The organism is Escherichia sp. KTE96 (assembly GCF_000408525.1).
In the GTDB taxonomy this organism is placed as follows: domain Bacteria; phylum Pseudomonadota; class Gammaproteobacteria; order Enterobacterales; family Enterobacteriaceae; genus Escherichia; species Escherichia marmotae.
Genome location: NZ_KE137149.1, coordinates 2,066,988 through 2,092,266, shown reverse-complemented (window position 1 = coordinate 2,092,266; position 25,279 = coordinate 2,066,988). Strand labels below are relative to the sequence as shown.

Below are 25,279 nucleotides of genomic sequence, written 5' to 3'. Positions count from 1 at the left end.
CTGTTGATACTGCGGCTGCGACGCGACCGGTTGTTGCGGCTGCTGATATTGCGGCTGCGGCGCGACCGGTTGTTGCGGCTGCTGAACAGGTTCAACAATTGGCGTAAACAGCGGCTCGTGTGGACCATCATCCACTAATGCTTTCATCGGTGAAAATTCAAAATCATCCAGCGAGAACGGATTCGCCCCCGCAGGTTGTTCACCGGAATAACGTTGCTGCTGTGTCTGGACGAACTGACGAGCCAGTTCTGCCTCTGCAGCGGCATCTATTTCATCTTCCGGGTTAACTGGCACATCATGCTGATACTGTTCACCATAGCGTTGCTGCTGCGTCTGGGCGAACTGACGAGCCAGTTCATCCTGCTGCATTGCATCTATTTCATCATCGTTATACTGCCCGGCAGAATCGTACTGGTTGCGCTGCGCTTCACGTGCCTTCTCTTCCGCTGCACGCTGTGAGGGCAGCTTAATACCGTATGACGCCAGTTCACGACGCGTCGGAACACGAATACGCTTCGGCCTTGGCAACTGAGGGCCAATACCCTCTTTCACTTGCGGGCGCGGTCCACCGCTATTTGACAGGCTGAAGACAGGTGCAGCCACCGTCGCTGCGGCTCCCGTTGCCAGGGTCGCTTTCTTCACGCCAGATGCCAGCGGTGAGACTGCGGCTGCGGATTCTACCGGCGGCACTGCTGCAACACCTGGTCGTGCCAAAACAGGCTTGACCGGTTCTGGTTCTTTAACCGGTTCAGGAATCGGTTGATACCAGGCCGCAAGTTGCTCACGTTCACGCGCACGCTTCTCTTCCACTTCTTCAAAATAGTAAAGTGGCGGACGTACAGGCTTTGTCTCTTCAACAACAGGTTCCGGTTCAACGACAGGCGGCTGTTCAACAGGTTGTGGCTGTTGATACAACGGCTCTTGAACGGTCGGCTGCTGATAAGTTTGCTCCGGCTGGTAAGTAGGTTGTGGAGCAAAAGTGGATTGCGATTCTTCAGCTTGCCAGGTGTTACCAACCACCGGTTGTTCCGGCGCAGGCGCATAATATGGCTGCTGAGGCTGCGCCGGTTGTTGCAGCGATTCGTTATATTGCACCGCAGGCTGCACATATTGCGGTTGCTGCGGGTAACCTTCGGATACAGGTGCAATTATCGGTTCACCCGCTTGTGGTCCAGGAACAGGTTGCCAGGCCACTGTGGGCTGTGTTGGTGAAATATCAACAGGTGCAGATGGTGGTGTCTGGGTTACCGGTTCAACCGGCGCAACCCAGCTTTGTGTCACAGTGGTCGCAGCCGCTGCAGCAGCTACAGGTTCGGTAATCGGCGCACCATTTAATAACGGATCGTATTCGTCATATTCTGGCTGCGTTGCACGATTGCCCGAAAAGAGGACGTCATCAGGATCGGCGGCGACACCGCGCGCCGTGTAGGTAATTTCTTCTTCATCATCCATCCGCTTGCCGGAGAACAACGCAGCGTCAGTTTTCCGCCCCATCGGATTAATGAATTTTTCGGCCAGACGTTTACGACGCGCTAATGCGCCACGAAGGATCCGGGCACGGCGCGACTCATGTTGTTTGCCGTGACTCTCATCTTCATACTCTTCGTCGTCTTCATACTCATCTTCATCAACCCAGGTATCGTCGCGACGAGTACGGTTACTGGCAAATGTGAGAATGTTTAAAATCCAGCCGCCCAGTTTTTCGGCAATAGTCACCCAGGACCAACCGGTAAACAGCGTCAGGCCTGCCGCCCAGACGCAAAGCAGTGCAATCGTTCCCCCACTACTGTGTAACAGTGGCTGCAGCGTAGTGCTTAATAAACTCCCGATTACGCCACCGGAGGCAAAATACCAGATATCGTCAGCATTGATCGCCGCCAGACCACAGGAAGTAAGAATGATCGCCAGCACACCAATAATTCGCAGCGAGACGGCAAAATAATCAATGTATTCGTCGCTGGCCTGCTGACGCCAGGCAAACCAACAGCCACCGATGATAATGACGGGGATGGTGTAAGCCATGACGCCGAAAATGAAGAACAGGGTATCGGCCAGCCATGCGCCAGGTGCCCCACCTAAATTATGGATAGGCTCATGCCAGGCCGTTTGTGACCAACTGGGATCCGAAGGATTAAAGCTTAATAAAGCTGCCATCAACCAGACGGCAAACAGAACAATAAGAATCAGCAACGCCTCCAGAAGTCGGCGCCCGCTGCTTAACTTTGTCAATGTGACTTCTTTGTCTTCAGTGTATTCCTGGCTCAAGAAAGGCTCTCCAGGTTACAGGCTTTTCCTGCCCGATGCTAAAACGGACAACAGTACCAGGTTACCCCAGTACTGTTGCTGTATGGATTAACAGGAGTGTAATCAAAATACGCCGATTTTGCACCTGTTCCGTGTTAGCGCGTCTTAATAACCAGACGATTACTCTGCTTGACTTCTTCCATAACAACGTATGTCCGTGTGTCATTGACGCCAGGCAGACGCAGCAGAGTTTCCCCCAACAGCTTACGATAAGCTGACATATCCGGCACGCGTGTTTTCAACAGGTAGTCGAAATCACCAGATACTAAATGACACTCCTGAATTTCTTCAAGTTTTTGTACAGCGGTATTGAATTGTTCAAACACATCCGGAGCGCCACGATTCAGAGTAATCTCAACGAATACCAGAAGTGATGCATCCAGATAATGCGGGTTCAACAGCGCCGTATAGCCCTGAATAAACCCTTGTCTTTCCAGCCGACGCACACGCTCAAGGCACGGCGTTGGGGAAAGTCCCACACGTTTAGAAAGCTCGACGTTAGAAATACGCCCATCCTTTTGCAACTCATTAAGAATGTTACGATCGATACGGTCGAGATCTTTGCCAGGGCGCTTCTTGCTATCTACCATTATTATTGTCTCTCTGTATTCCTTCCCTACTCCTGTCTGACCCTGAAAACATCACTGTCCAGAGTCGCTACCCGTCACGATAGACCGAAATCATTAAGATTCACGGCGCGCAATGCCTGGGTCTACGGTGAGAAGACCGTTGCCTTGTGGCAGCTATCGACATCACGAATGGCGTCTGTCCACGCCATGCGTAGATTTCACTAGCACGGTAAACATGGTATTTACATGCATGATTATGCGCATATAAGAATACTGTTTTTTTCTTCCTCGAATGTTTTCGCAAAACGCCAGGTGATTGTCAAAGCAAAACATCGTTTTTTAGTACAACATGCCAGATATTCATTAACAGTCGCGTTTAATCATCATTTAATCGGCTTATAAACCGGAAAAATTAAGTAGCAGAGGTGATAATGACAGAAGAATTTGACACGCTTATCGCTTTTGACGATTGCACAAATCGTTAACAAAATCGTCATACTCTTTTTTTACGCCTGTAAATTCCCTACAATCCTGCCTATTGTCTGCCAACAACTATGGGGATCTCATGGGCACGACCAAACACAGTAAACTGCTTATCCTGGGTTCAGGCCCGGCGGGCTATACCGCTGCTGTCTACGCGGCACGCGCCAACCTGCAACCGGTGCTGATCACCGGCATGGAAAAAGGCGGCCAACTGACCACCACCACGGAAGTGGAAAACTGGCCAGGCGATGCAAACGATCTGACCGGACCGTTGTTAATGGAGCGCATGCATGAACATGCCACCAAATTTGAAACTGAAATCATCTTTGATCACATCAACAAAGTGGATTTGCAGAATCGTCCGTTTCGCCTGACTGGCGACAGCGGCGAATACACTTGCGATGCGCTGATTATTGCCACCGGGGCTTCTGCACGCTATCTCGGCCTGCCCTCTGAAGAGGCTTTTAAAGGTCGTGGTGTCTCTGCCTGTGCGACTTGCGATGGATTCTTCTATCGTAACCAAAAAGTAGCGGTTATCGGCGGCGGCAATACTGCGGTTGAAGAGGCGCTGTATCTGTCTAACATCGCTTCCGAAGTACATTTGATCCACCGCCGCGATAGTTTCCGCGCAGAAAAAATCCTCATTAAGCGTCTGATGGATAAAGTGGAGAACGGCAACATCATTCTGCACACCAACCGCACGCTGGAAGAAGTGACTGGCGATCAGATGGGTGTCACAGGCGTTCGTCTGCGCGATACGCAAAACAGCGATAACATCGAATCACTCGACGTTGCTGGCCTGTTTGTTGCTATCGGCCACAGTCCGAACACCGCCATTTTTGAAGGGCAACTGGAACTGGAAAACGGCTACATCAAAGTACAGTCGGGTATTCATGGCAATGCCACCCAGACCAGTATCCCGGGCGTGTTTGCCGCAGGTGATGTAATGGATCACATTTATCGCCAGGCCATTACTTCTGCTGGTACAGGTTGCATGGCGGCACTTGATGCTGAACGCTACCTCGACGGTTTATACGGCGAAAAATAATTTTACATATCAGTAACAAAAGTAAAAAAGGCGACTCCATGCGACTATGGGTCGCCTTTATTATTTCCCCGTTGTAACATTGCCCTGCAAAAAATTCTGATAACTCACCTGCTAAGCGTGCAATGAATAAATCCCGTCAAAAAGAGTTAACCCGCTGGTTAAAACAGCAAAGCGTCATCTCCCAACGTTGGCTGAATATTTCTCGTCTGCTGGGCTTTGTGAGCGGCATATTAATAATTGCCCAGGCCTGGTTCATGGCGCGTATTCTGCAACATGTGATTATGGAGAATATTCCCCGCGAAGCCCTGCTGCTTCCCTTTACTTTACTGGTACTGACCTTTGTGCTGCGCGCATGGGTGGTCTGGTTACGCGAACGGGTGGGTTATCACGCCGGGCAGCATATCCGTTTTGCCATTCGCCGCCAGGTTCTCGACCGCCTGCAACAAGCAGGGCCTGCATGGATTCAGGGCAAGCCAGCCGGGAGTTGGGCGACGCTGGTACTTGAACAAATTGACGATATGCATGATTACTATGCTCGCTACCTGCCGCAAATGGCGCTGGCGGTATCAGTGCCGCTACTGATTGTGGTCGCGATCTTCCCTTCTAACTGGGCTGCGGCGCTCATTCTGCTGGGCACTGCTCCATTAATCCCGTTATTTATGGCTTTGGTTGGGATGGGCGCAGCCGATGCGAACCGACGTAACTTTCTCGCGCTTGCTCGCTTAAGTGGACATTTCCTCGATCGCCTGCGCGGCATGGAAACACTGCGTATTTTTGGTCGTGGTGAAGCCGAAATTGAAAGCATTCGTTCTGCTTCGGAAGATTTCCGTCAACGGACGATGGAGGTGCTACGACTGGCATTTTTATCCTCCGGCATTCTGGAATTCTTCACCTCGCTGTCAATTGCTCTGGTGGCGGTCTACTTTGGTTTCTCCTACCTCGGTGAACTGGATTTTGGTCACTACGATACTGGGGTGACGCTGGCTGCGGGTTTTCTCGCACTCATCCTTGCGCCAGAGTTTTTCCAGCCATTACGCGATCTCGGTACGTTTTATCATGCTAAAGCCCAGGCGGTTGGCGCAGCCGACAGCCTGAAAACGTTTATGGAAACCCCACTCGCTCATCCACAACGCGGTGAGGCGGAGTTAGCGTCTAACGATCCGGTGACCATTGAAGCCGAGGATCTGTTTATCACTTCACCAGAAGGTAAAACGCTGGTCGGCCCGCTGAATTTTACTCTGCCAGCAGGCCAACGTGCGGTGTTAGTTGGTCGTAGCGGTTCAGGTAAAAGCTCACTATTGAATGCGCTTTCCGGCTTTCTTTCCTATCAGGGATCGCTACGAGTCAACGGCATAGAATTGAGCAATTTATCACCGGAATCGTGGCGCAAACATCTCTCCTGGGTTGGGCAGAATCCGCAATTACCGGCGGCAACACTACGGGATAACGTACTGCTAGCGCGACCTGATGCCAGCGAACAAGAGTTACAAACAGCACTGGATAACGCGTGGGTCAGTGAGTTTCTACCGCTCCTGCCACAAAGTGTTGATACGCCTGTTGGCGACCAGGCAGCCCGCCTTTCCGTGGGTCAGGCGCAACGCGTGGCGGTGGCTCGTGCGTTACTAAATCCCTGCTCGCTATTACTGTTGGATGAACCCGCTGCCAGCCTCGATGCTCACAGCGAGCAGCGCGTGATGGAAGCACTGAATGCCGCCTCACTGCGCCAGACTACGTTAATGGTCACCCACCAGTTAGAAGATCTTGCTGACTGGGATGCCATTTGGGTAATGCAGGATGGTCAGATTGTCGAGCAAGGACGTTACGCGGAGTTAAGTGTGGCTAACGGTCCTTTCGCCACATTACTGGCCCATCGTCAGGAGGAGATTTAAATGCGCGCTTTGCTACCCTATCTGGCACTGTATAAACGCCATAAGTGGATGTTAAGCCTCGGTATTGTGCTGGCGATTATTACTCTGCTCGCCAGTATCGGTCTGTTAACACTTTCCGGCTGGTTCCTCTCCGCATCGGCTGTAGCCGGTGTCGCAGGCCTGTATAGTTTTAACTATATGCTGCCCGCCGCAGGTGTGCGTGGCGCGGCAATCACCCGTACCGCCGGTCGCTATTTTGAACGACTGGTGAGTCATGACGCGACTTTCCGCGTATTGCAGCATCTGCGCATTTACACCTTCAGCAAACTATTGCCACTCTCCCCTGCCGGGCTGGCCCGCTATCGCCAGGGTGAATTACTCAACCGTGTCGTGGCGGATGTTGATACGCTCGATCATCTTTATCTGCGCGTTATTTCGCCGCTGGTAGGTGCTTTTGTGGTGATTATGGTGGTGACCGTCGGGTTAAGCTTCCTTGATTTCACCCTCGCCTTTACGCTGGGCGGCATTATGTTGCTGACGTTGTTCCTGATGCCTCCGCTGTTTTATCGCGCCGGAAAGAGCACTGGGCAAAATCTGACTCACCTTCGCGGTCAGTATCGCCAACAATTAACCGCATGGCTGCAAGGGCAAGCCGAGCTGACCATTTTTGGCGCCAGCGATCGTTATCGCACGCAGTTAGAGAATACCGAAATTCAGTGGCTGGAAGCGCAACGCCGCCAGTCCGAACTGACCGCGTTATCACAAGCGATTATGCTGCTGATTGGCGCGCTGGCGGTGATCCTGATGCTATGGATGGCCTCCGGTGGCGTTGGTAGTAATAATCAGCCTGGCGCGTTAATTGCGCTGTTTGTCTTCTGCGCGTTAGCTGCATTTGAAGCGCTGACTCCGGTGACTGGCGCATTTCAGCATCTGGGGCAAGTGATTGCCTCTGCCGTGCGAATCACTGACTTAACGGACCAAAAGCCGGAAGTTACCTTTCCTGATACCCAATCCAGTGTTGCCGATCAGGTATCCCTGACATTACGTGATGTTCAGTTCACTTATCCGGAACAATCACAACAAGCGCTTAAAGGGATTTCCCTTCAGGCAAACGCCGGAGAACATATTGCGATTCTCGGGCGAACCGGATGCGGCAAATCAACTCTGTTACAACTGCTGACTCGCGCATGGGATCCACAACAAGGCGAGATTCTGCTTAACGGTAGCCCCATTGCCAGCCTGAACGAAGCGACTCTGCGCCAGACCATCAGCGTTGTGCCGCAGCGTGTGCATCTGTTTAGCGCCACGCTGCGAGATAATCTATTACTCGCTTCGCCTGGCAGTAGTGATGAGGCTCTGGCGGAGATCTTGCGCCGCGTCGGTCTGGAGAAATTGCTCGAAGATGCAGGACTCAACAGTTGGTTAGGTGAAGGCGGACGTCAACTCTCTGGTGGTGAACTGCGCCGCCTGGCTATCGCCCGCGCACTATTGCACAATGCGCCGCTGGTATTGCTGGACGAACCTACCGAAGGTTTAGATGCCACAACAGAAAGTCAGATCCTTGAATTACTTGCAGAAATGATGCGTGAGAAAACGGTGTTAATGGTCACTCACCGACTTCGCGGACTCTCTCATTTCCAGCAAATAATAGTGATGGACAACGGGCAAATTATTGAGCAAGGTACTCACGCAGAACTGCTTGCCAGACAGGGGCGTTATTACCAGTTTAAGCAGGGTTTGTAAGCTATTATTGAACGATCCGACTTGCGTAGTGGAGTTTTGCGGTCATGCGCCTGGTTCAGCTTTCTCGCCATTCAATAGCCTTCCCTTCTCCGGAAGGCGCATTACGTGAGCCTAACGGCCTGCTGGCGCTGGGGGGCGATCTTAGCCCCGCGCGCCTGTTAATGGCTTATCAGCGTGGTATTTTCCCATGGTTTTCTCCTGGCGACCCCATTCTCTGGTGGTCGCCGGATCCACGCGCAGTATTATGGCCGAAATCACTGCACATCAGTCGCAGTATGAAACGATTTCATAAACGCTCGCCTTACCGTGTCACGATGAATCATGCCTTTGGTCAGGTCATTGAAGGCTGTGCCAGCGATCGCGAAGAAGGAACCTGGATTACGCGCGATGTGATTGAAGCCTACCACCGCTTACACGAGCTGGGTCATGCCCACTCCATTGAAGTCTGGCATGAAGACGAGCTTGTCGGCGGCATATATGGCGTAGCGCAGGGAACGCTATTTTGTGGCGAATCGATGTTCAGCCGGATGGAAAATGCGTCCAAAACGGCGCTCATGATCTTCTGCGAAGAATTTATCCGTCATGGCGGCAAAATGATCGACTGCCAGGTGCTTAATGATCACACGGCTTCGCTTGGAGCCTGCGAAATTCCCCGGCGGGATTACCTCAATTACCTCAATCAAATGCGCCCGGAACGATTACCGAATAATTTCTGGGTGCCGCGGCAATTGTTTTCGCCACAGAAATGAATGTTTTCGGCACATTTCTCTCCAGAGTGTTATAATTGCGCTCGCAGAGTTGGTTACGCTCATTACTCCGCTGCCGATAAGGAATTTTTCGCGTCAGGTAACGCCCATCGTTTATCTCACCGTTCCCTTATACGTTGCGCTTTTGGTGCGGCTTAGCCGTGTGTTTTCGGAGTTATGTGCCAAACCTGTTTGTTGCGATTTAGCGCGCAAATCTTTACTTATTTACAGAACTTCGGCATTATCTTGCCGGTTCAAATTACGGTAGTGATACCCCAGAGGATTAGATGGCCAAAGAAGACAATATTGAAATGCAAGGTACTGTTCTTGAAACGTTACCTAACACCATGTTCCGCGTAGAGTTAGAAAACGGTCACGTGGTTACTGCACACATCTCCGGTAAAATGCGCAAAAACTACATCCGCATCCTGACGGGCGACAAAGTGACTGTTGAACTGACCCCGTACGACCTGAGCAAAGGCCGCATTGTCTTCCGTAGTCGCTGATTGTTTTGCCGCCTGACGGGCGAAGAGAAAGAACGAGTAAAAGGTCGGTTTAACCGGCCTTTTTTGCGCCCGGGATTAAGGAAGAAAATAAATATTGGGTATGGATTTTAAAAACTGCCTGTACGGCAGTGAACGCACTCTACTACCAGTTGCACTGGCGGAGCGATTTCTAAGCTGCCTGTGCGGCAGTGAACAAGCGAGCATTTGCATTGCATTTATTACGTCATTTCTAAGCTGCCTGTACGGCAGTGAACTCCAACATTAACGCGCGGAATCATGCTGGCTGGTTTCTAAGCTGCCTGTACGGCAGTGAACGCTGACAGCGACGAAGTTATCAACTATCTGGGTTTCTAAGCTGCCTGTACGGCAGTGAACATCTGTATGGACTCCCGCACGTTGCGCACTATTTTCTAAGCTGCCTGTACGGCAGTGAACCCGTAGCACCCGCTGCAACAAGCGCAGGTACATTTCTAAGCTGCCTGTACGGCAGTGAACACTATGTAATCGGCGGTTACGGCGTCCCTACGTTTCTAAGCTGCCTGTACGGCAGTGAACGCACCATTCTGGTGTTGCAAACGGTTTATTGCTTTCTAAGCTGCCTGTACGGCAGTGAACCAATACCGGCAGCGTCTATCGCAATGGCCCAATTTCTAAGCTGCCTGTACGGCAGTGAACACCATCGCCAACAATATCAGAAGTTATTTTCATTTCTAAGCTGCCTGTACGGCAGTGAACTAGTTAACCGGGCGAGCGTGGAGATAACCCAGTTTCTAAGCTGCCTGTACGGCAGTGAACCTTTTGACCTTAAGGGCGCGACCGCGCCCTCTTTTCTAAGCTGCCTGTACGGCAGTGAACACGCTCTGGCGGAGCAACTTTCTCACCACATCTTTCTAAGCTGCCTGTACGGCAGTGAACCTGCTGTGTCTGCGGCTACGGATATCGTCTCCTTTCTAAGCTGCCTGTACGGCAGTGAACAATTATCTGGGTAATGGTCGAAAACCCTTTGCTTTCTAAGCTGCCTGTACGGCAGTGAACATATTTCGTGGGTGGTCCCGCAAGCCCTGCGATTTCTAAGCTGCCTGTACGGCAGTGAACTGGTATAATAGCAGACTATCCGATTGATTTACTGTTAAAACTTACAAAATCGCAGATTCAACCCCTTTTTCCAGACTTCAAAATAGCAATAAACAAAATCAATGAGTTACATTTCAACCTAAAAAAAGGGTCGATTTGTTACTTCTTCAATCTCATATTTTCTGCATAGTTTTTGATAAACAATTAAACAGAACACATACGGTCATAATCTCCGTCACGCAAACAGCATGTTCATTGCGTAACCAAACGAATCAATCTCTATAAATTCTTCTTGACCGTTTTACTCCAACTCCCTATAGTAGCGCCCCGTTGCCACCCATGAGGTCAGGCAGCAAAACAATTTGGTGAGGTGTCCGAGTGGCTGAAGGAGCACGCCTGGAAAGTGTGTATACGGCAACGTATCGGGGGTTCGAATCCCCCCCTCACCGCCATCTTTAAAGAAGAGCTCGTGCGAAAGTACGGGCTTTTTTTGCATTGATCCGCCATGAATAAAAAACACGTACTTCCTCTACGAAAGTACGTGAAGGCCAGTGGCACATTAATCATAGGATACGGCAAATATCGCTTTGCTTTGGACTTCTCCAGGCTGTATCGCTTCCTCCTTCACGCGGACATATTTCGCGGTAATCGGGAAGGTGTACTGATTCTCAATGGCCGCCATTTTAGTTAGTTTGTTCATCAGAGTATCGCCCAGTTTTAACGGTGTCGTTGCGTTACCATTATAAATCTGGAACCCAACCCCCTTAGCACCATTAAGCGATGTGTTTTTCAGAATGGTTCCACTATCATCCCATTCACCGCGCGCAACTTTAAAAGTCACTGGATTAGTCGTGACCTTATTAACACTGTCGCAATTGAGGAGCAGATTTGTAGAGCCTGTTTTAGTATCATTTGCTGATTCAACCTCACTTATAGCTATATCTGGCATTTGTATTTCGTAAATCGATTGCGAGAAACTACAAGTTGTGGGTTTATGTTTAATATTAAATATTAGTTTTTGCTTATAAGATTCGTTTAAGCTTGACAGACCAAAGAGATAGCAAAGTAACGACGCAAGCGGACCTGAAGAACAGACATTATTAGATGTAAAAATAGCTGCAGCGTTTTTTAACTGGAATGAATCACCTGTTGCAATTACTAGTTCGCCCTTACTCCCTGCTTCATCATACGAAGTAGGTGGTATATATGAGGCAGTTAGCTTCATTTCTTTATTATTAATAGTATTACTGACGGAATAGGTTTTGGGTGAAACAATATCCCTGGGTGTGTCTACCGGAAATCCATCAGCCTCAAGCGTCAACTTAATATAAACAGATTCACCACCCGGCTTATCTTTCATTTCAATAATATAATCTCGTAACGATGTTGAAAAATACATCTTATCAGTCAAAGCGTCACATACATAATCGCCATCCTTTAGATTAGGGTTGAAATTTACTGTTATCTCATTACCTTTTGTGAAGTCTAAATTAATTGCCTGAGTTGCCTCCAGGTTATTTGTATAGGTACATTTAGCCTGCCCAAAAAATGGCAAAGCCAGTAGAAACAAAAACCAATATTTCTTCATAAACAAATCCTTTAGCGACAAATATAAACTTTATTCTCATCAATAACGTTATCAAAGGTAATAGTGCAGAATTGTTCCTGCTGTTTATTAACCGAGACGCGAATCGCCGCGGGAACATCATTGGTGCGAATAAATATCCGACTTCCCTGTCCTACCAAGCCCACATTGTTGCCGCTTTCATCTTCAACCTCATAACCAAACGGCAACGGAGAGCCATCAGGGCGTTGGGAGATGAAATACCAGGGTTTGCGTTTATCAGTCTCAAATTGAGTCATCACTACCGCACCACGATAAGGAACGGTGTTTTTACGGTTACCCAGTAGCGCCACGTCGCTTTTACTGTCGGCAATATCCAACATCAACGTATTTTCACGATACGGCGTCAGGTTGTCATAAATAGCGTAGCCTCTGCTATCCGTGGTCAGGTAACGATATCCCTGCACCGCCGCTCCCTCCAGTCCCGGCGCTTTGACGATGGCGAACGTATCGGAAAGTCTGGGAGCCAGTGCCACCCCGTCCGACCACGCGACTAAACCGCCTTGAATATTGCCGCTAACCTGTTGATATTTTTTCGACTGGCTATAGCTGCCACCAATAGTCGCCAATGGCGCACGCCAGGTCAGGTTTCCACCTGCTGTTGTTTCGCTGCCCTGGTGTTGATGGCTTAAGTTAGCCCCGTAGCTGAACTGATCGCGACTCCCCGCTACACCGCTGAGGCTGGTATTATTCGACCGATAGCCGTCTTTATCAAAAGTGGTCGAGTTAGAAACAAATAAATCTCGTCGTTTTTCAGTGATTCCATCGCCCCACGAGAAGGGAATTGAGAAATATAAGTTAATGCGTCTATCTTCGCGGTTATCTTCATCGTAGGTCTGGCTAACAGACAAGGTATAACTAAGGCGTTCCCAGGAGTTCGAATAGCTGAGTTGATAATCTTTCCCTGTCCCGCTGCGTTCCCAATAATCCCGCCATTGACCACTGACCGACAGATATCCCCAATTTTCCGGTAATGACTGGTTTATATTTACAGAAAAGCTGTTCTTACGACCAAAATCGTACTGATAATAGTCGGCGATATCATAAACTGAGTCATCTTCTCGATTATAGCTTTTCCTGTTATTAGCCCACACGTGATCGTTAAAAGTACGATAATCTCGAGAAGAATAACGCCAGGCCGCCAGAGAAAATTGCGTTCCACTTTGAGAGAGATATTTGTTCCAGGCAATCTGATAACTTTGACCATTAAACACATCACCGTTATCTTGTTCACTGTGGGAATGGGTAAAATCAACCGATACAGCACCAATCGGTGTATTCCATCCCGTGCCGAGAACAAACGATGAGTAATTATCCGACAACTGCGTGCCAGCATAGAGAGTCAGCAAATTATTAAGGCCATACTGATAGCTTCCCTGAATAAAATCAGACTGATCGCTGGCTCCCTCAATACGACTACGTCCGGCAGCAAATTCATATTTCGAAACGCCCGGTTGCAACATATTTGGTACAGATGAATAAGGTACACGATAACGCGATACCGAACCGTCAGCTTCTTTAACGGTTACTTCCAGATCTGCACCACCACCAGCAAGTTGCAAATCATCAATGGCGAATGGACCTGGCGGAACCTCTTTCTGGTAAACCACAAAGCCATTTTGTTCGATAGTGACAAGTGCGTTACTTTGGGCAACACCGCGCACCACAGGAGTAAAATTCTGTTTAGAGTTCGGCAACATCTGCATATCACGCCAAAGGCGTACACCGCGAAAACGCACGGAGTCAAAAACATCAGAACCGGTATACATTTCACCAGCACGCAATGTGCCAAGAATCTGTGGAATTCCGCGCTCCAGATATAACGTGTTACTCTTCCATTTACCGCTGCTCTCGTCACTTTTCGTATAATTGGCATTTGAATGCAACTGCCAGCCAAGAAGATTCAAACCACTATTCAGATTTAAATAGCTACTTTTATTATCTCCTCCGTGCTTATAATTACTGTAATACTGACTGGCATAATAAGACGTATATAATGCGTTAATCCCGCGATCCCATGCCTCAGGCGGGACATATCCGCGTTCATACTCAACGACATAGGCCTGGGGTACACTTAACTTCAGGTTAAAGTGCCCAATATCATAGTCAACGCTGCCGCCCTGTACTGCATCCCGAAGTGGTACGCATTCTACGCTTTTATCGATATTAATGCCTTCAGTGAGGATACCTATTTGCTTTAACTGCTCCCAGGATAAACATGTTGCATCCGGATCGTCTTTAATATCGACATTATAATGTCCGCGCCACTGATTATTCAGGTAAACATCCATATCATAGATACCTGGCATCGGCTTATCACTATCAATATGATAGTCAGAAATTTTTTCCCCATTTAATCCGCCAATCATAAAATGGGTGTCAAATGTTTCATCTTCCGCCCATGCAGGCGAAGTAGCCAACACCGACAGGATCGCCAGCGTAATAGAATTAAGTTTAGACATAATCAATCCCTGATCTATTTGACGGTTTTTACTTTTTCACTCAAATAGTTTCCATTATCATCAATAAGGGTAATTGTATATTGATGGATGGCTGAGGCTGTAGTGATAGTCTTATCTGACCAGGGGGCTAATAACAACGTTTCCTTATTTATCTTTGCATTCCCGGTCAACTCAGGAATAGTTATCCAGTTTGCGGAGTTGTTTTTGATATTAATACCGCCATTGGCATGTTTAATGCTAAGGCGACGAAAACTGTCTTTATCCACGCCTGTAAGTCCCTCTGGGCGGTAGATAAATTTAATGCGGTTTTGCATGGCGAATTTGATGCCATTTTTACCTTCTAATTCGGGGCGATTAGGTGGGATGTCGAGCACATTAAGGAAGAACAGGCTTTCGCGATCTTTAGGTAGTGTATTCGCCAATTTTTTGATTTTGAGTTGTTGCCCTTCCCCCCCTTTTACATGAGCGACCGGTGGCGTCAACACGAACGGAACATGAATTTTTTCTGGGGGCTGGCTGGTATCGCCATTATCAATCCATGACTGAACCAGGGCGCTACGATTACCTTCATTCATTAACTGAACGGTAATCTCTTTTTTCTGTTCTGGATAAATAACGCGAGTGCCGTAGATATAGACTCCGCCCCACGCAGGCATGACCATGCCGGCCAGCAAAAAGGCTATTAACTTTTTCATGGCAACACTCCTTGTTGTAAAATATCGGCGGCCGCAGCCGCCGATAAGCAAAGTATTAATCTGTTACGACAGTCATTGTCAGAGCAGATTTAACATCACCCGGGGTCACTGTTTCATCAGACTTTGCATATTTTGCACTAAAGTTAAGCGTATACAAACCATCCACACCTTGCCCATTTAATTCAATAACACCATCCTTTGTGATTTTATTTTCGTTACCATTATTAACATAATAGACAGCAAACCCAGCGCCATTATTCGAAGCAGTATTAACCGTAATATTGTCATAAGAGTCAACAAATTGCGAACTAGAAAACGTAATTCTTGGCGTTTTATCTCCGGTACATTGAACTTTCAGAGGCACGGTAGTTTTATTTGAATAAGTATCAACGGTACCGCCAACAGTTACATTTTCGAATTGATCAGCACCAATTTCGTTCATCGCAATTGTTGCAGTAGTACCGTCAATAAATTGACATGTAGTCCCCACGACTTTACCGGTAATAATTAACTCCCCCTGTTGATTCCCTTCAGCAAATGCTCCTGCACTCATAAAAAGAGATGATAATACCGCAACTGCAATAATTGAATGTTTCATAGTCTATTCCTTAACTAATTTGCTTTACCTTAATAAGAGATATCAATCTCCTGACAAGAAACTTCTCAAAACGAAGATGTTGTAGCAATGTAAATTATTTGTTTTCGTGGCTTACATCAAATTATTTTAATTTAACACCGGAGAGAAATATTACACTACAAATATTTCCTAAGTTTATTTTATTTAATAATCGCATTTCTAATCAGAACAATAATAATGCTGGTTATTATTAGTCACCCAAATTCATATTTTTATGATTCGAGATAGATAATAAAAATTATTTTTAGCGAAGAAGACAACCTCCCTGATATGAACAACAACTATCGAACGCACTCAAGTTCCGCTTCTCAACGGCCTGATCACACGGCAAAAAAAAGCCCAACCACACGGTCAGGCCTGTCCGAAATTGCAAACTATCAAAACCAGGGAATAGTTGCTGTTGCGCTTAATCCATAACTACTGAATTCCCCTTTCACCGGTTCAGTGAGCAAATCACCATGACGGATAAACAGCTTGAACTGTTGCTGACTCGATAAACTCTTCATATTGAGAAAGGGTAAATCGGTCCGCCGTTCAGTTTGCGTCGCCAGTCGCTCAATTGCCTGTTCTTTAGTGAGCCAGCCCTTTTTTACTGAACGCCTTAACAGACGCAGGGGGTTACTTTTAACCTGCACACGGCTTACCACTCGCCAGCCTTTTATTTCAGGAATAGGAGTGACAGGTGAACATTGGCAATAGTCCGTAAGTCCTTTACGCCACGTTGAGGCTTCAAGCGCCTGCAATGCCGGGGCGCTGCCGTGTAAGCGTAAACGCGCTCCCGGCGTAACATTCACGTCCGGGAAACTCACGCCGATATCACCTTGCCCTCTTGCGCCTAATGCCCGGTGCAATTTGGCAAATAACGCTGCCATCAACATTTCACTCGAAAATTCAGGATCTGGCAGAACGCGGATCTCAAGGTAGTGCTCCATTGGCAGCTCCTTATTCCGCTTTCTCACCAAAGACACCGCCACGGATCAGCACTGCCATCACGTAGTGCTGTTGATCAACGTCTGGTTTCATCCCTTTAGTCACCCAATTGTCCAGTAAGGTATAAAAATCGAGTTTTTCTTTCGGTTGGCGGCAGGCCACACCGCGACTGGTTACAGAACCGTAAGGTTCCACGGCGATAGCCCCCAACTCATCAACCTTCGGATGCCAGGTGTCAATAGTACGTAAAGCGTTGCCAATTTTTTGGGAGTGAATACCGGCAATGCCTGCAACCTGGTACAACACGCGACTTTTGCTACTGTTGCTGTCGAGCACCAGTTCCTGTGATGGGAAGACTTCTTGCCCGGCACCGAGGCGAACCTGCGCTTCAACGGTAAGCATCACCCACTCTTTTCCGCTTAATCCTTGTTCAATTATTGTCGCCAGTTCTGTGACGCTACTCTGGCCTTGATCAAATTGACGCAAGGAGAAGTCATGACTGTTAAAAGTCCAGGACGAATCATTAGCAGTAACTTTCACCTGGATCTGCTCAGCACCAATGCGGTTGCGCCACAAAAAACGACCATTTGCCAGATTCAGCGCATAGCGAAGCGCCAGCTCTTTAAAACCATGCTCGCTGATATAGCCGTCAATAACGTCGGAAAGCGCCTCCTGATAGGCCATATCATTACATACTGAAGGTGAAGATAAATTACCCAGCACGCGCAGCGTAAACATCACTTTTAGCGTATCCGCATCAACCGGAAGCGCTGCCACATCTACCCGCTGCAAGTTGGCTTTTTGGATTTCTGCATTCAACTTTAACTCATTACTGGAAATTGCATCTTTCAGGCGATTGGAGATGGTTCCGCGAACGGCTTTCTCCTGAATCTCAATGGGTTGCCATTCATTTCCTTGCCAGTTACCTGCGTACATCGCCGCGTCAGACGTTGCCAGTTTGCGTTCAAATGCCAGTACCGACGCCGTTTTTATTGCTACAGGGGCCTTTGCCATAATTATGTCCTTATTCTGAATCGTCATCTTCATTAGTAGTAGGGTCGTCAACGAGTGGTATTGCCGAGCAATAGTAGCCAGTGTCCGTCGTACGATAGCGCCACATCAGCGGTTGCAAATCAGTAATGCGATGTAATCCACGCCATTCGCCAATGCCATAAACCGCTTCGGCAAAAGCAAATGGCGTCACGATGTCGCGTGCATTTTCCACTTCACCAGGTGCGTAAACAGGAGAAATGCGTTGGTAGCCACACATTAACGGCACCAGGAAACCGGTCATCGGCTTCGGCTGGTATATCCATTTTGCGCTGTTGTCTTCTGCCGGAGATTCGGCCTGATATTTAATCGTGGCAAAATCAAGCCAGGCATCAAGCAACGATATGTCGGGATGTTGTTGGTGATGTTCAGCCAGCCATTCGCTGCGGTCGTAAAGCGCGTAACCTGGCATTAAACGCCAGATGATTTTACGCAGTTGCTTTTCATCTTCAGGCGCATGAAAAAGCTGCGGTTCGCGCATGTCAACAATGCTTCCGCCCGCCAGTTTGTGGCTCTGGCAGAGCATTTTCAGATAGTCGCAAAGGGCTTTTCTGCCATATTCACCATTGGTAATTTCGCCATTACATTCAATCAGCAGAGAAACCGTCAGGTGCATACGGCCCTCTTCATTGAACGACGCGGTTTTACCTTCTCTGGTTAATGGGTTACGGGTGAGAGCGAACTGAAAATCGCGCCCGGAGCTGTACGCCTGAATATGCTGTTCATGGCTTACTACCGCACAACCGTCAAAACTTACGCCAAATTCATCCACGACTTTGCGAGAAAGCGCATGAACATAACCGAGAAAATGGGTCATCGACGGGAATCCCCAGGTCAACCCGGAGACGGCGTTAGCGTTTTCGATGCGTACATGGGGTAACAAGAGCAGATAACTCATTTCAGCGCCTCCTGCAGAACAGCTTCCATTTCACGCATCCGTTGAGTAAACAGGGACTGACTGCGCCACTCCCTTTGCTCGACAGCACCGACATCGAAACGGGCTTTTTTCAGGCGATAGTTCAGCCAGCGTGCGAAATCATCGGCTATCGTCTCTTGCCAGTCGTTTTTCTCACGCTCCTGTTTGAAAGCCTCATCTGACAGGCTTCGCCACGGGTCCAGCCAAAGTTGTTGGTGGCGAGGTAAGTCTGGTGATTGTACTGACCATCCCTGCCATTTTTCTTGCTGAAAAGAGGATGCCTGCATGAACAGCAAATCTATCAACTCATCAATATATTTCGCGCGCGCAGTACGAATATGAACATTATTTATGTCAACCTTCAGCAGGTAAGTCATCCGGGCTATGATGCCTGAAGCCGCCCGATTGAAATCGCCGCGTAGGGAAAAAATACTGCGCATGTTTTGTGGCGCGCGATCCAGCGTCGCCCAGGTGGGCGGCATTGATGGCAACAGCCAGACACGGCCAACTCTGGCACTGTTTAGCAGGGAGATATTCTGTTGATTTCCACCTCCATAATGCATCTCTGCAAGATTCGGGAAACGAATATCTGGCTGTGAGTGCCATTTACCTGCTTTGTGCGCATCGCGAATAGCTTTTGATTCCTCGCTAAAGCGCACGGCAGTTAGCTTTTCATACATCACCTGTGCCAGCGAACTGGAAAACAGCGGGCAGAGCAGATGATAGCCATCATCGACAGGGAAATAGATTTGCTTCGAAAGTTTATGTGCTTTTATCCACTCCGAAGCATATGCTTCACTAAAGCATTCAACCCATTGTTTTAATTGTTCATCATCCAACGCAAAGGCATTTAATGATTGATAATCACCACGTTTTAAGCTGGCGAGTAATGAATCACCGTTGACTTCCGTTAGCAGTAGTTTTGCAACATCAAAAACGGCTGCATTGCCTTCAGCATCCTCTTTAATAATTGCCAGTGATGCTGTATTTAAATATCCCTCGCTGACGAATTTCTCCAAATAACGCCCATATGCTTTGGAGTCACCATTACTATATTTTGCCCCGTGGGAGATTATCCTTATAGAACGAACACGCTTCGCCGCATCCGTTAACCAATTACGTGGCAGGTAGCGTGCTTCGAGTTCCTGTCGCTCCAGAGCGATAACGCTGGCGTCGTCGCCCTGCTCCAGTCGCTTTGCTGCTTCTTTTTCAAAGGCTTCGATCTTGGGTTGCCTTCGCGAAGCGATGTAGTCAGTGATAAATTGTATTAGCGCCGTTTTTTCCATCTCGGCTCCTTTCGTTAATCCATCAAATTGAAGTTGCTCCCTGACTTCACTGAAAAATCTCCGTAGCCCAACCAGGCTTCAGTACAACTGACATACACAGCAAAAGGGGCAACGCCCGTGGTGATAATCATGGATAGTTCACCTAGAGGTATCTACGTTTTAATCTAGTTAAACCCATGTAATAACCAAAAGTGATATTACCATGCATAAAATATTTGCAACACAATGATTTAATAACTAACATTCACGCACTGCCATCGGCAGCTTAGAAATAGAGGTATCTCCGGATACGGACTTGTAAACTGCCGTACAGGCAGCTACCCCATCACAGGTTGCGAAACACACCTAACCAGGGGTGATAACGCCAGTCATCGACCGCATCTTCTTCACTGGCCGGTACTCTCACTTCAGCAAACATTTCTCCAACACGCTGTATTTCACAACTTTGCTTATCAGCTAAATTCAACAAAACGTGTTGGTAATCCATCACGCCCCAGCAAGCGACTCCGCTGGCGCATCTCACCTCTTCTCGCCTGAAATTCCCTTGCGCTTTACGCTCGTTGTCGCCCGTGCGGGAATAGAAACGCGCTTCGCTTTCTTCATCATCCATATGCAGAAAAAACACTGCCTCCGGCAAAGGGGAATAACGAAATGGCGTCTGGCGCTGCATCCAGCCGTTCCAGCTTAGCGGTGCACGCCACCATTGCGCCGCCACCACATGTTTGCTTTTACTGCTCATCAATTCAGCGGATAAACGACTATGCTCAAGCTCCGCCAGTTTGTTGTCATTATTGGCAGACAGGATCCGCGGCAAGGCGTTAATCGTCCGGTAGTCCGCGATCGGAATCAGTTCGCAAATATCGTGGCTATTAAGCAAGTGTTCTTTTGTTTCGAAACCAGGCTTACAAAATGCGGGGGCTTTTTTCTGCAATGATTTGATATTACTACGCAAAATAACCAGATTCTCACTAGTCGGCACATTTCTACGGTGGCGCTGAATACGTCCGGCAAATTGAATTATCGAACGCATGGAGCTTGGTTCGATAATTCCCCAGTCCGCATCCCAGTCACGCCCCACTTCTATAACCGATGTCCCCAACACCACAAACAGATGGTGCGATTCCGGACGGTTATGTAAGGCTTCAGCAATATCCTCGTTGTTCCAGAAATCGAGTTCGTTATGGCGGGTAAAAGCGCGGTCCAGGCGCTTCTCAATATCTGAACGTACTGCCAGTGGATGTCGGGAGTGGTAAACACAATAATGAATGCAGACATCTTCTGGTGATGGAATGGCGATCAGGGCTTTGGTCACTGCGACCAGTGGATTGATATTCGCGAAGCGCACCAGGCCCAGCGAAACGGTTTTACCGCTTTCGTGTAGCTGGCGATGCGCCTGATGCAACTTCAGCATTTGCGTATGCACCGTCTGGGCCACACTTTCGGTAACGTCTTGTATCGCGCTTGATGCAGATGAAATTGAAGCAACACGCCCGAAATGCAGTCGCTCTTTTTCAGCCAGCATCACCGCTCGCCGTGCAACAAATTTTGCATGTGCATCACGAAACCCAGGCCCGTCGCAAATTTGCGTTGCATCAGCATCTTTTTCATCAAACCAGGCACAGCAGATATTGACGGGCCTGCCGTGGGTACCACAAGACGTCTGCCACATTTTACGCCCGGCAAGATAAGCCGCGAACAGCGCCTGAATCAGCCCTGGCGGCAACGTCGCGGAAGAAAGTAATACCCGCGTTCCCAACATTCCGGCCCAATTCATCAGACGACATACTGCATGAAGATCGGCAATATCAAAGTCGTCAGGTTCATCGAGCACTAAATCGCTGGTTAACAAACGCAACATCGAAGGAAGCTGTTTTCCGCCTCGCACACCTTCGGTCGCAGAAATAAGATGATCAATGGTTGCTACCAGAATCGGTGCGCTTACTAACGCCTTAAGTTTGCTGTCATCCTTCAACCATTTTTCCAGCGCCCCGGTATGCAGACTACCTTCATATTTAACAAACTGTTGCTCCTCTGCCAGCGGCTCTTGCGAAGCACTTCCACAATCATTGTCTATTTTTTCCTGCTGCCACAGTTGCTTAACTGCCGCCGAACCAATCAGTACCGCCAGCTCATCCTCACCCAGTCCAAGCCGACTGCGCAGAGCATCGCCGGTTTGCAAAGTCAGCGTGCGCAATCCCAGCGCAACGGTAAAGCGGCACCCTTCTCGCTCGTCGGCAAGTGCATACATAATGCGGGCGTTCGCAAAAGTTTTACCACACCCCATCGAGGCCATATTGACGCCGAAAAATCCCTCTTCACGACTTCGTTCACGTAACGCTCGCGCCACATCCCAGGCTTTATCTTGCCAGCGATATTTCGCGTCTGTGGCCCGCTGGCTAAAACCTTTATGTCGGGCAATTGCCGGAAGCGATGCCCGTGTGTGCATCAGTTGCCGCCCAAGCAGATACGCATGATGCGCGACGCCCACAAGATGTTCGTCTACCCGTTGTTTAAGCGTGCCGCTTTGGCGATCGCTATTTGCCCAGACGATATATTCCGGGTCCTGCCATTTTTGCTGCGCGTCATTAGATGAATAGTAGTGATCGGCAAGCATCAGGCAAAAACGCGCCATATGTAATGGAAACAGTTGCTCCATCTGTCCCCATTCCTTTAAACCGTTGGCGTTACGCGCCCGGCGGGCTATCTGACGCGCTTTTTCCCGCCAGCTCGCGCTTTGAAGCGGCGTTCCTGATGGAAACTGCCAGACGTGCTCAAAATCCTGTTGCGTCCAGTCATTTTTGCGGTGGTTAACGGCATTCCAGTCAGCATTGAGTTGTTTCTCCAGCCAACTATCACAGCCTTTGCATGATTGTTCTGGTTGTGGCGAAAGATTCTCCGGCATTCGATGATGGGAAAGGATCAACCAGCCTACCGTTTTGGCGAGTGGTTGCAGCGAACTGAATGGACTATTTGAAAAATGAGGCGTGTCTTTTTGCAGGCACTCAAGGATCGCGGTTTCATCATCTGCCGTTAATTTCCCAAGTTTTTCCAGCCACACTTCGTCTGGCTGTTCACCGACAAAAGCCTGAAAAAGCCGCAGCGAAATCCACTCATGCCGATAAGGCTGATAACTGCGGGCATTCTTTTGGGTCAGGCTTTGCTGAAAGCTGCGTCCTGCTTTACCAAAATCATGAAATAACCCAGCGATAGCCGCCAGCAGCGCAATACTTTCCGCGCACTGCCAGCGATTTTCTTCTTTTTTCACCAGGCTGGTTTGCGTTGTTCGATTTGTGGGAACGCGTCCCTGAGCATTAAAACGACGAATATTGCCGACAATCCACATCAACTCCGTTTGCCCATTCTTCTTCAGCCAGTGACAAGCCACTGCGGTATTTCGCCGGGCAGTTTTGCGCAGTAAACGGCGAAGTGTATTAACCCCTTCCAGAGTAATCACCGTTTGCCATGCGGCGTCACCAGTGCGTTCGGCAAACTGATCAATAATACGGCAGCTCTCCACTCGAGCATTTTTTGTGCAGCGCGAGATAATCAGGACGTTCATTGGTCAGCCTTAGCCAGGGCCTGAGCCGTTTCCTGCAGAGAGGTGATCATGACATCCAGCGCATCCGCTTGTTGAAAGATATTGATGCAGCGTTGACGAAACTCCTGAGCATCTTCTCCCGCCATTGCAGCGATAAATGCTTGTGGCATAACAAGGGCATCTTTAATCAGATCGGCAAGGTCAAAAACGAGACCGCCGCGACGGGTTTTACCGTGCATTACTGCTAAACCGTGTGGGATCCCGGTTACCCACGCCGCCACTGCCGCCAGGCCATACGCCAGATAATTACCCTGATCAAGGAAGCGGTTGGCCATATCAACTCCGCCACCCCGTTTTGCACGAGTAAAGTCGCCGTAGCCCACGGATTGACTCACCATTTTGTAGAGTGCTTTGGTCAATTTCGCCTCTACGAGCATAAGCTGCGTATGGCTTTCTGCCATGTCTATTTCTTCACGAGTGCGATTTAGCAGAGTCTGCAGTGCATTAGCATCAGGCTGAAAGGCGTGTTCACGCTGCATTTTCGCGCTGGTCCAGTACTTATCAATATGTGTCAGACGAATTAACTGAAAACGTTTCGCGGCGGCAAGGCGTTTGTCTTCAACAAACCAAAAAGAAACCCACTGCTGAAGATATTCAGTAGGACGATATTCGCTTTGCGGACTGAGCCAGGAGACATCAACATCAACTTCATTTGCCGAATACAGCGGCGTGCCATCCGTACCACAAAAACCAACCATCACTCCAGCATGGGCAAATTCACGCATCGCCGCCTGGGTAACGGACGTTCCCATCCCCAACATCAACGCCGTGGTATTCGCAATGGGGATATTCCAGTAATACGACTCCTTGCCTTCACTGGTGACATACTCCACTCGCCCACCATTCACCTGCACCCGGCATTTTTCCAGATAATAAATATTGGCACGCCTGGAGTGGAGAATGGTTTTGAGATCAGAAGGAGTAAGGTAATTTGAAGACATAAACACATCCTGTGATTATTTTTATTTGAAGGAGTTAGGATTAGTACAGCATTGATTTCTGTGTGAGAAATTGATTCTCGTCGCAATTATCACAATTGTTATTGTGTGTCACAGCTAATGGTTCGGAGTTGAGAGCGCCATAACGCAGCTAAATTTCTGCCATCATCGTATTTGTGAAACTGCCTGTACGGCAGTGGACCTTGTTAAGACCACGGGCACCATGCAGATGCTTTTCTAAGCTGCCTGTACGGCAGTGAACTCCCTCAAAACCTGAGTTATGATTTTAACTTTTTTCTAAGCTGCCTGTACGGCAGTGAACGTTCCACGCCGACGCCAGCGCGACAGCGTCGTTTTCTAAGCTGCCTGTACGGCAGTGAACAGCAACAACCAGGCCTTGCCGCAAATGCTCCTTTTCTAAGCTGTCTGTACGGCAGTGAACATTCAGACGCCTGAGCCAGCGATTGAACTGCTTTTCTAAGCTGCCTGTACGGCAGTGAACGAAACGCGCAATTACTCTGCCGCTGCGACTGCTTTCTAAGCTGCCTGTACGGCAGTGAACGACGACGGCGTTCTGAACCCGCGCACGGTCAATTTCTAAGCTGCCTGTACGGCAGTGAACTTTTACTGCGGCGTTATTCCAGGTCACCTCGTTTTCTAAGCTGCCTGTACGGCAGTGAACCCATCACCGGGCGCGGCGTGGATGTTGCGCAGTTTCTAAGCTGCCTGTACGGCAGTGAACGTTGATAGCCTCGCGGATCTCTTCCTGCGTGTTTTCTAAGCTGCCTGTACGGCAGTGAAC

The 25,279-nt window shown here is 48.7% G+C and carries 17 protein-coding genes, 1 tRNA gene, 2 pseudogenes and 2 CRISPR repeat arrays; of the genes and pseudogenes, 8 read left to right on the top strand and 12 right to left on the bottom strand.

Translation table 11 applies throughout. The features are described from left to right. A partial coding sequence (locus tag A1WG_RS25160; RefSeq protein ID WP_001516099.1) for a DNA translocase FtsK 4TM domain-containing protein occupies positions 1 to 2,265 on the bottom strand: 2,265 nt, incomplete at its 3' end. Between the two features lie 134 nt (positions 2,266 to 2,399). Next, entirely contained in the window at positions 2,400 to 2,894 is a 495-nt protein-coding gene (gene lrp / locus A1WG_RS04880) for a leucine-responsive transcriptional regulator Lrp (protein ID WP_000228473.1), read from the bottom strand. Between the two features lie 544 nt (positions 2,895 to 3,438). On the opposite strand from lrp, the gene trxB reads away from it, so the two are divergent. From trxB to A1WG_RS04910, 8 genes and pseudogenes are all read left to right on the top strand, one after another. Beyond that, on the top strand, positions 3,439 to 4,404 hold the full coding sequence (gene trxB, locus A1WG_RS04885) for a thioredoxin-disulfide reductase (RefSeq protein WP_000537399.1): 966 nt from the start codon (positions 3,439 to 3,441) through the stop codon (positions 4,402 to 4,404). 122 nt (positions 4,405 to 4,526) lie between these two features. After that, the gene (gene cydD, locus A1WG_RS04890) at positions 4,527 to 6,293 is read left to right on the top strand and encodes a heme ABC transporter permease/ATP-binding protein CydD (protein WP_001516098.1); all 1,767 of its coding nucleotides are present in this window, start codon (positions 4,527 to 4,529) and stop codon (positions 6,291 to 6,293) included. Further along, positions 6,294 to 8,015 (top strand): heme ABC transporter ATP-binding protein/permease CydC, encoded by a 1,722-nt coding sequence (cydC, locus tag A1WG_RS04895; RefSeq protein ID WP_001202150.1) that lies wholly within the window; start codon positions 6,294 to 6,296, stop codon positions 8,013 to 8,015. It begins immediately after the preceding gene. 44 nt (positions 8,016 to 8,059) lie between these two features. Continuing rightward, positions 8,060 to 8,764 carry a leucyl/phenylalanyl-tRNA--protein transferase gene (gene aat, locus A1WG_RS04900; RefSeq protein WP_001516097.1) on the top strand — a complete coding sequence of 235 codons (705 nt, stop codon included), beginning with the start codon at positions 8,060 to 8,062 and terminating at the stop codon, positions 8,762 to 8,764. After that, positions 8,765 to 8,906: pseudogene (locus A1WG_RS25405) on the top strand (hypothetical protein); the annotation flags it as partial. 42 nt (positions 8,907 to 8,948) lie between these two features. Continuing rightward, positions 8,949 to 9,121, top strand: a pseudogene (locus A1WG_RS25400) (hypothetical protein); the annotation flags it as partial. Beyond that, a complete protein-coding gene (gene infA, locus A1WG_RS04905; protein ID WP_001040187.1) occupies positions 9,049 to 9,267 on the top strand; it encodes a translation initiation factor IF-1 in 219 nt (72 codons plus the stop codon). The pseudogene A1WG_RS25400 and the gene infA, both read left to right, overlap by 73 nt. Positions 9,268 to 9,373: 106 nt before the next feature. After that, positions 9,374 to 10,362: direct repeats of the CRISPR family, unit length 28 nt; unit sequence TTTCTAAGCTGCCTGTACGGCAGTGAAC. A 343-nt stretch (positions 10,363 to 10,705) separates the two neighbouring features. Continuing rightward, positions 10,706 to 10,793, top strand: a tRNA-Ser gene (locus A1WG_RS04910). A 107-nt stretch (positions 10,794 to 10,900) separates the two neighbouring features. Here A1WG_RS04910 and A1WG_RS04915 read toward each other — a convergent pair. The 10 genes from A1WG_RS04915 to cas1f form a co-directional block, all read right to left on the bottom strand. Then, entirely contained in the window at positions 10,901 to 11,929 is a 1,029-nt protein-coding gene (locus tag A1WG_RS04915; protein WP_001516096.1) for a fimbrial protein, read from the bottom strand. An 11-nt stretch (positions 11,930 to 11,940) separates the two neighbouring features. After that, complete coding sequence (locus A1WG_RS04920) at positions 11,941 to 14,427, bottom strand: fimbrial biogenesis outer membrane usher protein (RefSeq protein ID WP_001516095.1); 2,487 nt, start codon at positions 14,425 to 14,427, stop codon at positions 11,941 to 11,943. Between the two features lie 14 nt (positions 14,428 to 14,441). Continuing rightward, the gene (locus A1WG_RS04925; protein ID WP_001516094.1) at positions 14,442 to 15,122 is read right to left on the bottom strand and encodes a fimbrial assembly chaperone; all 681 of its coding nucleotides are present in this window, start codon (positions 15,120 to 15,122) and stop codon (positions 14,442 to 14,444) included. Positions 15,123 to 15,177: 55 nt separating this feature from the next. Continuing rightward, positions 15,178 to 15,720 carry a fimbrial protein YehD gene (gene yehD, locus A1WG_RS04930; protein WP_001516093.1) on the bottom strand — a complete coding sequence of 181 codons (543 nt, stop codon included), beginning with the start codon at positions 15,718 to 15,720 and terminating at the stop codon, positions 15,178 to 15,180. A 416-nt stretch (positions 15,721 to 16,136) separates the two neighbouring features. Beyond that, complete coding sequence (cas6f, locus tag A1WG_RS04935; protein WP_001516092.1) at positions 16,137 to 16,691, bottom strand: type I-F CRISPR-associated endoribonuclease Cas6/Csy4; 555 nt, start codon at positions 16,689 to 16,691, stop codon at positions 16,137 to 16,139. A gap of 10 nt (positions 16,692 to 16,701) precedes the next feature. Further along, the gene (csy3, locus tag A1WG_RS04940; protein WP_016242618.1) at positions 16,702 to 17,703 is read right to left on the bottom strand and encodes a type I-F CRISPR-associated protein Csy3; all 1,002 of its coding nucleotides are present in this window, start codon (positions 17,701 to 17,703) and stop codon (positions 16,702 to 16,704) included. A 10-nt stretch (positions 17,704 to 17,713) separates the two neighbouring features. Next, complete coding sequence (csy2, locus tag A1WG_RS04945) at positions 17,714 to 18,637, bottom strand: type I-F CRISPR-associated protein Csy2 (RefSeq protein ID WP_001516090.1); 924 nt, start codon at positions 18,635 to 18,637, stop codon at positions 17,714 to 17,716. Continuing rightward, on the bottom strand, positions 18,634 to 19,941 hold the full coding sequence (gene csy1 / locus A1WG_RS04950) for a type I-F CRISPR-associated protein Csy1 (RefSeq protein WP_001516089.1): 1,308 nt from the start codon (positions 19,939 to 19,941) through the stop codon (positions 18,634 to 18,636). The genes csy2 and csy1 overlap by 4 nt, the downstream gene beginning before the upstream one ends. Positions 19,942 to 20,266: 325 nt before the next feature. After that, on the bottom strand, positions 20,267 to 23,500 hold the full coding sequence (cas3f, locus tag A1WG_RS04955; protein ID WP_001516088.1) for a type I-F CRISPR-associated helicase Cas3f: 3,234 nt from the start codon (positions 23,498 to 23,500) through the stop codon (positions 20,267 to 20,269). Further along, positions 23,497 to 24,480, bottom strand: coding sequence for a type I-F CRISPR-associated endonuclease Cas1f (cas1f, locus tag A1WG_RS04960; protein WP_000097889.1), 984 nt, complete (start codon positions 24,478 to 24,480; stop codon positions 23,497 to 23,499). The genes cas3f and cas1f overlap by 4 nt, the downstream gene beginning before the upstream one ends. Positions 24,481 to 24,651: 171 nt before the next feature. Further along, positions 24,652 to 25,279: direct repeats of the CRISPR family, unit length 28 nt; unit sequence TTTCTAAGCTGCCTGTACGGCAGTGAAC.

Bases quoted from the DNA above. Each gene is read 5' to 3' on its own strand.
- lrp (WP_000228473.1), bottom strand. From the start codon at position 2,894: ATGGTAGATAGCAAGAAGCGCCCTGGCAAAGATCTCGACCGTATCGAT.
- trxB (WP_000537399.1), top strand. From the start codon at position 3,439: ATGGGCACGACCAAACACAGTAAACTGCTTATCCTGGGTTCAGGCCCG.
- cydD (WP_001516098.1), top strand. From the start codon at position 4,527: ATGAATAAATCCCGTCAAAAAGAGTTAACCCGCTGGTTAAAACAGCAA.
- cydC (WP_001202150.1), top strand. From the start codon at position 6,294: ATGCGCGCTTTGCTACCCTATCTGGCACTGTATAAACGCCATAAGTGG.
- aat (WP_001516097.1), top strand. From the start codon at position 8,060: ATGCGCCTGGTTCAGCTTTCTCGCCATTCAATAGCCTTCCCTTCTCCG.
- infA (WP_001040187.1), top strand. From the start codon at position 9,049: ATGGCCAAAGAAGACAATATTGAAATGCAAGGTACTGTTCTTGAAACG.
- A1WG_RS04915 (WP_001516096.1), bottom strand. From the start codon at position 11,929: ATGAAGAAATATTGGTTTTTGTTTCTACTGGCTTTGCCATTTTTTGGG.
- A1WG_RS04920 (WP_001516095.1), bottom strand. From the start codon at position 14,427: ATGTCTAAACTTAATTCTATTACGCTGGCGATCCTGTCGGTGTTGGCT.
- A1WG_RS04925 (WP_001516094.1), bottom strand. From the start codon at position 15,122: ATGAAAAAGTTAATAGCCTTTTTGCTGGCCGGCATGGTCATGCCTGCG.
- yehD (WP_001516093.1), bottom strand. From the start codon at position 15,720: ATGAAACATTCAATTATTGCAGTTGCGGTATTATCATCTCTTTTTATG.
- cas6f (WP_001516092.1), bottom strand. From the start codon at position 16,691: ATGGAGCACTACCTTGAGATCCGCGTTCTGCCAGATCCTGAATTTTCG.
- csy3 (WP_016242618.1), bottom strand. From the start codon at position 17,703: ATGGCAAAGGCCCCTGTAGCAATAAAAACGGCGTCGGTACTGGCATTT.
- csy2 (WP_001516090.1), bottom strand. From the start codon at position 18,637: ATGAGTTATCTGCTCTTGTTACCCCATGTACGCATCGAAAACGCTAAC.
- csy1 (WP_001516089.1), bottom strand. From the start codon at position 19,941: ATGGAAAAAACGGCGCTAATACAATTTATCACTGACTACATCGCTTCG.
- cas3f (WP_001516088.1), bottom strand. From the start codon at position 23,500: ATGAACGTCCTGATTATCTCGCGCTGCACAAAAAATGCTCGAGTGGAG.
- cas1f (WP_000097889.1), bottom strand. From the start codon at position 24,480: ATGTCTTCAAATTACCTTACTCCTTCTGATCTCAAAACCATTCTCCAC.